Below are 5,746 nucleotides of genomic sequence, written 5' to 3'. Positions count from 1 at the left end.
GCCTGTGTGGACGGAGCGGGGTGGGGACGGACGGTGGAAAAGAGCCAAGGGTGCGTATGGCATGGGTGCGGGGGTATAGGACAGGAGGCAGCTAAGCTGCGGCTCACTAAGGTTTGATTCCTGACCACATTTTCCGAACGCGGCCCTGCTTTGAGCGATAAATGTCAATCTACTTGCATTTCCAATAGGCTCCGCGCGGCACTGGCCGACCGCAAGATCACGGCCTGCATCCCGTCAAAGGGGAACCGGAAAGTGCCCATTCCACACGACACGGCGCTCTATAAACAGCGGCACAAAGTCGAGAATATGTTCGGCAGGATCAAGGACTGGCAGCGCATCCACACGCGCTACGATCGTTGCGCCCATACCTTCATGTCCGCCATCTGCATCGCCGCGACCGTTAAATTCTGGATCAATCAATGAGTCCTGACCCTAGAACGAAGCTGGCATGAGCCGCCCTACTGGACTAGCAAAACTTTTGCGTCTGGCGGTCAAGACTATGGAATGATTGGCACAGCAATAGCGGTCGCCGCGATTTTAGTCATCTACGAATCATTCGCAGGGTAGCAGCGCACTCAGATGTTCAGAACCGTCAAAGGTTGAAGCGGAAGCCGTAGCCGATGCCCAATGTGAACTGCACTCTCCGCCCACGCTCGCGGACGAGCGGCGAATGACCGGCCTCGCTCCCTAATCGATCGAGGCTGGTAAACAGGGTGATGGCGCTTTGCCGGTTCAGCGGGCGAAGCGCCGAACCACCGACACCATAAGACAGCAAGCCGCCCTTTGGCGAATAGGCAGCAAGCCCGGATCGCAGCGACTGAATCGCATCGATGCCGAAATAGCTGTCCATATAGGGTTTGCCGACGACCGTGGCGCGCGGACCGACATTGATGATCGTGCGTCCGCTGCGCATCTGATACGATATCGCCCCGTCCGCTATCACGGCCTCATGTCCGCCAAAGCCGCGGCGGACTTCCAAACGGCCGCGCCAGGGGCCGATGCGTTTTTCAACGAAGCCGCCCAATTCGGCAGCAGCCGCGACATTGCCCATGCCGCGCAGCCCGTCGCTTCCGCCCGTGATCAGAAAAGGCGATCCTCCGCGCTCTTCATCACGCCCGAAGCGGACCTTGGCCAGCGGACCAGCCTTCCACCCGTTGGTGTTGACGGCGTTCCATCCCAACCCTTCAGGGATCGAAGCAAAGATCACGTCCCCATAATTGACCCGCAGATCGGGAAAGATCGACAAAGCCATGTCTCGCGACCCTTGCCACGCGGGGCTAAGGACCGGTGCCAGGCCGATCGTCACGCTCCATCCTGCTTCGCTTCGGTCTAACGGTCGGCCCGCTACCGTTGCCGGCTGCGTCTCTGCCGTCTGGGAAAAACAGGGCTGGCCCGCACCCAGGGCGGCGATGGCCAAGAGATAGCGCATGTTCATCCTTTTCTCGGCAACCGTCGATGATGCCCAACAATTCGCGGCGACGGCCTTTTCTAATCGATCATGCCATGAACGCCAGCCTTCGCAGGAGAATTTGGGTGAGACCCTTGCTTGCTTTCTGATTCAGACTGATTTTCCCGTCCCCAAATGAAAACGGGGGACGCCTTGCGGCATCCCCCGTTCCTACCGCTCACGAAAAGCGATCAGGCGTTCTTGGTGCGCCAGCCGTCGGCATAATTGTCGCGCGCGGCTTCCGAATAGGGGACCGAGGAAACGATCGCCTTGATTTCGGTCTGGACGTGGCGTTCGACGGTGGGCTTGGACGTGCCGCCATCGGGTTCGCCCCAGAGCAGGGTGACTTCGGTGCCGGGCTCGGCGAATTCGGCATCGACCATCGCCAGTGCCAGGAAGCGACCAGCGTTGATGGTGTAGCCGATCCAGGTCGACAGGCCGACCGTCTTGCCGTCCTTCAGCACCGCATCATAGGGATGCATGCAATAGACGGCGCTGGGGAATTCCAGGAACTTGGCCTTGTCGCCGGTCTGGAGCATCGAGCTCATGACGCGGACGATATCCTCATTGTCGAGCGCCAGCGTCACCTTGCGGCGGTGGGGCTGATCCTTGATCTTTTCCAGCGCTTCGCGGCCGATAAAGTCATGGTCGAACTTGACCATGATGCCATAGCCCAGCTCCCAGGGGTTGAGGTAATAATCCTCGATATTGTCGGAGACGAAGCTGCCGCCGAGCGAGCATTTGCCTTCATAGCTGTTCTCGCTCGCCCATTCGCGGAACGCCTTGGAGCCTTCACCGGTGTAGGTGGCGGGCAGCGGCGAGGGGATCCAGCCGGATTCCAGCGTGTTGGACGAATAGGTACGGCCACCGCACAGCGTCAGGCCATAATCCTTGCCCGCTTCGATCAGCGCATTGCGAACGGTGTCATAATCCTTCCAGGGGCCAAACAGCTCATAGCCCGGCTGGCCCGCCATGCCGTGACGCAGCGCGCGCACTTCGACGCCGGCGATCATGATCGGTGCCATGTGGAAGAATTTGAGGTCCGGCGGGGTTTCGCCCATCGCCTTTTCCAGCACCGGCATGGCGTTGGGGCCCTGCAGCTGGAAGCGATAGTTGCGGCGATAGCCCTGCTGGTCGAGCGGACGGGCGATGGTGCGCTCGTCGCGTTCCACCTTGACGTCCCACTTGCCGGTCGAGGCCCAATATTCGACCCATTCGATCGACGGTGCGCGACCGACCAGCTCGAACTTTTCTTCTTCCAGATAGAAGAGGATGACGTCGCCGATCACATAGCCTTCGGGCGTGACAGGCGCGAACTGCTTGGCGCGGTTCGGCACGAAGCCCTTGAAGCTGTTGGGGGCGAAGTAGGACAGCATGTCGAACGCGCCGGGGCCGGTGACGAGCAGGTCGACCATGTGGAAGCTCTGGTTGAACAGGACCGAGCTTTCCGCCCAGCTGCGCTGTTCGTCGCGCCAGTTGCTATATTCGCCAGGCACGCCCGGATAGGCGTTGGGACCGACCTGCTGGTTGCGCAGGAATTCGACGATGTCGCCCTTTTCGTCGAGCAGTTGCTGCAGGGATTTACCACTCATTCCATTCTCTCCTTAGACACGGAAAACATACTGAAATCGTCACTCATGCAGGCGGCCATGACAGCCATTCCCGCAATATCTGGTTGAACGCCTCTGGCGCTTCGGCGGGCATCATATGGCCCGCCCCTTCGACAACGCGCAGTTGCGCGCCGGGAATGGCGGCGACGATCGCCTCATGCTGGGCGACCGGCGACCATTGATCCTGTCGCCCGACCATGGCGAAGGTCGGGCAGGCGATGGTCGGCAGCAGCGCATCGACCGACGGGCGGTTGAGCAAGGCTTCGATCTGCGCTTCGAACACGGGCAAGCCCGCCGACACGGCCATGGCATAGAGGCTGTCCATCAGCGCTTCGTTGCGCAGCCCCGCAAAACCGAGCATCGGCGGCAGCCATTGCGCCACCAGCGCGGCCATGCCCTGCGTCCGGCCGAGGTCGCGCAGCGCATAACGGCCTTCGCGCTCGCCGGGCTTGGGCGTGTGGACGCCGGTATCGACCAACGCCAGCCGCTCGATCCGTTCAGGGGCCTTGCGCACTACCTCCAATGCGATGCGCGCGCCCATGGAATGGCCGAGCAGCGCCGCGCGCACGGGCATATGCGCCAACGCATAGTCAGCCATCGCCTCGATCCGGTCCGCACCACCATAATAGCCGTCGATCGCGCGACTGCCGGGAAAAGCGGCGAGCGTCGCGCCGAACATGCGCGAATCGCACATCAGCCCCGGAAGGATGATGAGAGGGCTGCCAGTGCCGACCTGATCAGATGATTTCGCACTCATGAAAATTTCATCTATACGAATGTAAGCAACTGCGCTAGAGGAAAATGCATCGAGGAAAGCCGCGTGGCCCAGCCCGAACACCATCATGGGAGAGAATGATGACCCTGCCGTCGATCCATCCGAACTGGGATCTGCCGCCCAAGGGCATGACCGATGGCTATTCGCTGGAGATCACCGCGAAGGACATCGACGCGCTGCGCGAGGCCGCGCCGACCATGGCGGCCGAAACGCCAGTGGCCGTCACCTTCCTGCCCGGCGAATCGCTGGAAGCGCGCATTGCTGCGGCAAAGCTGGTGCGATCGCTGGGGTTTGAACCCATGCCGCATTTTTCCGCGCGGCGACTGGAATCGGGCGATGATTTCGAAACCTATCTGGCCGCGGTCGTGCGCGAAGCGGGCGTCCAGCGCTGCTTCGTAATCGCCGGCGATCCACCCGAAGCGGCCGGCCCCTATTCGGACAGCATGGCGCTGATCCGCACCGGCGCGTTCGAGCGCGCCGGGATCAAGGCGATCGGCGTTGGCGGGCACCCGGAGGGCCATCCCAACATGACGCCCGACCAGTGTTTCGCCGTGCTGACAGAAAAATGCGCGGAAATCGAACAGCGCGGCATGGCCCCGCTGATCGTCACCCAATTCAGTTTCGATGCTGCCCCGGTGCTAAGCTGGCTGGCGGAATTGCGCCAGCGCGGCATCGACGCGCCGGTGCGGATCGGCATTCCGGGGCCAGCGGGCATCAAGACGCTGATGCGCTTCGCCGCCCGCTGCGGCGTCGGGGCATCGGCATCGGTGCTGACCAAATATGGCATTTCGATCACCAAGCTGATCGGCACCGCCGGTCCCGACAAGCTGGTCGATGCGCTTGCCAGCGGCCTTGGCGACCAGCATGGCAAGGTGCGCCTGCACTTCTACCCCTTTGGCGGCCTGAGCAAGACCGTCGAATGGATCAATGATTATACGGCCCGCCACTGAGCGCGCATGATTACCGGAGAAGCGATGTGAGTGAAATCTGCACCCTGACCCTGCAATGCGACGACCGGCCGGGTCTGGTCGCCGATGTCGCCACCCTGCTGACCCAGCAGGGCGGCAACATCACCGACGCGCAGCAATTCAACGACAAGCTGACCGATCGCTTCTTCATGCGGGTGGAATTTGAAATCGCGCCCGGTGCCGTGGAAACGCTGCGGGCGGCCTTTGCCGGACTGGCGGACGAGCGCGGCATGGAATGGAATCTGCGCCGTCGCAACGAGCGGCAGAAGGTGCTGCTGATGGTCAGCAAGTTCGACCATTGCCTGGGCGACCTGCTCTACCGCTGGCGCATCGGCGAGCTGAACATGGATGTGGTCGGCATCGTGTGCAATCATCCGCGCGAGGCGCTGACCATATCGCTGATCGGCGACGTGCCGTTCCACCATCTGCCGATCACCAAGGATAGCAAGCCGCAGCAGGAAGCGCAGATCAAAGCGATCGTCGAGGAAACCGGCGCCAACCTCATCGTCCTGGCGCGCTATATGCAGATATTGAGCGACGATCTGGCGGGCTTCCTGTCGGGTCGCTGCATCAATATCCATCACAGTTTCCTGCCCGGTTTCAAGGGCGCCAAGCCCTATCATCAAGCGCATGCGCGTGGCGTCAAGATGATCGGCGCGACCGCCCATTATGTCACCGCCGACCTCGATGAAGGGCCGATCATCCATCAGGATGTCGAAGCCATCAACCATGCCGACACGCCCGACGACCTGGTGCGCAAGGGCCGCGATATCGAGCGGCGCGTGCTGGCGACCGCCGTGCAGCATCATCTGCAGGGCCGCGTATTCCGCAATGGCGCGCGCACCGTCGTCTTCAAGGCCTGAGGCCCATGGCGCAGATTATCGACGGGCGCGCCATGGCGCGCGCCCTGTCGGACGAAACGGCGGCGCGCGTCGCGGCGATGGTC

7 protein-coding genes are annotated in these 5,746 nt (G+C 61.9%); 4 read left to right on the top strand and 3 right to left on the bottom strand.

Annotated features, from left to right (window positions below):
• Nucleotides 1–150: 150 nt before the first annotated feature.
• Nucleotides 151–423, top strand: a complete 273-nt coding sequence (locus IL54_RS07275; RefSeq protein WP_162182210.1) for a transposase — start codon at nucleotides 151–153, stop codon at nucleotides 421–423.
• 169 nt (nucleotides 424–592) lie between these two features.
• On the opposite strand, the gene IL54_RS07270 is transcribed toward IL54_RS07275, so the two are convergent.
• Nucleotides 593–1,429 (bottom strand): MipA/OmpV family protein, encoded by an 837-nt coding sequence (locus IL54_RS07270; protein ID WP_272945505.1) that lies wholly within the window; start codon nucleotides 1,427–1,429, stop codon nucleotides 593–595.
• Between IL54_RS07270 and IL54_RS24605 the strand changes: the two genes are divergently transcribed.
• Nucleotides 1,428–1,586 carry a hypothetical protein gene (locus IL54_RS24605; RefSeq protein ID WP_162182198.1) on the top strand — a complete coding sequence of 53 codons (159 nt, stop codon included), beginning with the start codon at nucleotides 1,428–1,430 and terminating at the stop codon, nucleotides 1,584–1,586. The two genes, IL54_RS07270 and IL54_RS24605, sit on opposite strands and share 2 nt — an antisense overlap.
• 52 nt (nucleotides 1,587–1,638) lie before the next feature.
• Here IL54_RS24605 and desA read toward each other — a convergent pair whose 3' ends face one another.
• Both desA and IL54_RS07260 read right to left on the bottom strand, forming a co-directional pair.
• Complete coding sequence (gene desA / locus IL54_RS07265; protein WP_037474347.1) at nucleotides 1,639–3,039, bottom strand: syringate O-demethylase; 1,401 nt, start codon at nucleotides 3,037–3,039, stop codon at nucleotides 1,639–1,641.
• Nucleotides 3,040–3,082: 43 nt separating this feature from the next.
• Entirely contained in the window at nucleotides 3,083–3,814 is a 732-nt protein-coding gene (locus IL54_RS07260; RefSeq protein ID WP_037474345.1) for an alpha/beta fold hydrolase, read from the bottom strand.
• 98 nt (nucleotides 3,815–3,912) lie between these two features.
• Between IL54_RS07260 and IL54_RS07255 the strand changes: the two genes are divergently transcribed.
• Complete coding sequence (locus tag IL54_RS07255; protein WP_037478044.1) at nucleotides 3,913–4,782, top strand: methylenetetrahydrofolate reductase; 870 nt, start codon at nucleotides 3,913–3,915, stop codon at nucleotides 4,780–4,782.
• Nucleotides 4,783–4,808: 26 nt separating this feature from the next.
• On the top strand, nucleotides 4,809–5,663 hold the full coding sequence (gene purU / locus IL54_RS07250) for a formyltetrahydrofolate deformylase (RefSeq protein ID WP_037474343.1): 855 nt from the start codon (nucleotides 4,809–4,811) through the stop codon (nucleotides 5,661–5,663).
• Nucleotides 5,664–5,746 lie beyond the last annotated feature (83 nt).

This window comes from Sphingobium sp. ba1 (assembly GCF_000743655.1).
Lineage (GTDB): Bacteria > Pseudomonadota > Alphaproteobacteria > Sphingomonadales > Sphingomonadaceae > Sphingobium.
The sequence above is the reverse complement of the archived record's forward strand: the minus strand, read 5'-3'. Positions and strand labels throughout refer to the sequence as shown.

Bases quoted from the DNA above. Each gene is read 5' to 3' on its own strand.
- IL54_RS07270 (WP_272945505.1), bottom strand. From the start codon at position 1,429: ATGCGCTATCTCTTGGCCATCGCCGCCCTGGGTGCGGGCCAGCCCTGT.
- IL54_RS07255 (WP_037478044.1), top strand. From the start codon at position 3,913: ATGACCCTGCCGTCGATCCATCCGAACTGGGATCTGCCGCCCAAGGGC.
- IL54_RS07260 (WP_037474345.1), bottom strand. From the start codon at position 3,814: ATGAGTGCGAAATCATCTGATCAGGTCGGCACTGGCAGCCCTCTCATC.
- IL54_RS24605 (WP_162182198.1), top strand. From the start codon at position 1,428: ATGTTCATCCTTTTCTCGGCAACCGTCGATGATGCCCAACAATTCGCG.
- desA (WP_037474347.1), bottom strand. From the start codon at position 3,039: ATGAGTGGTAAATCCCTGCAGCAACTGCTCGACGAAAAGGGCGACATC.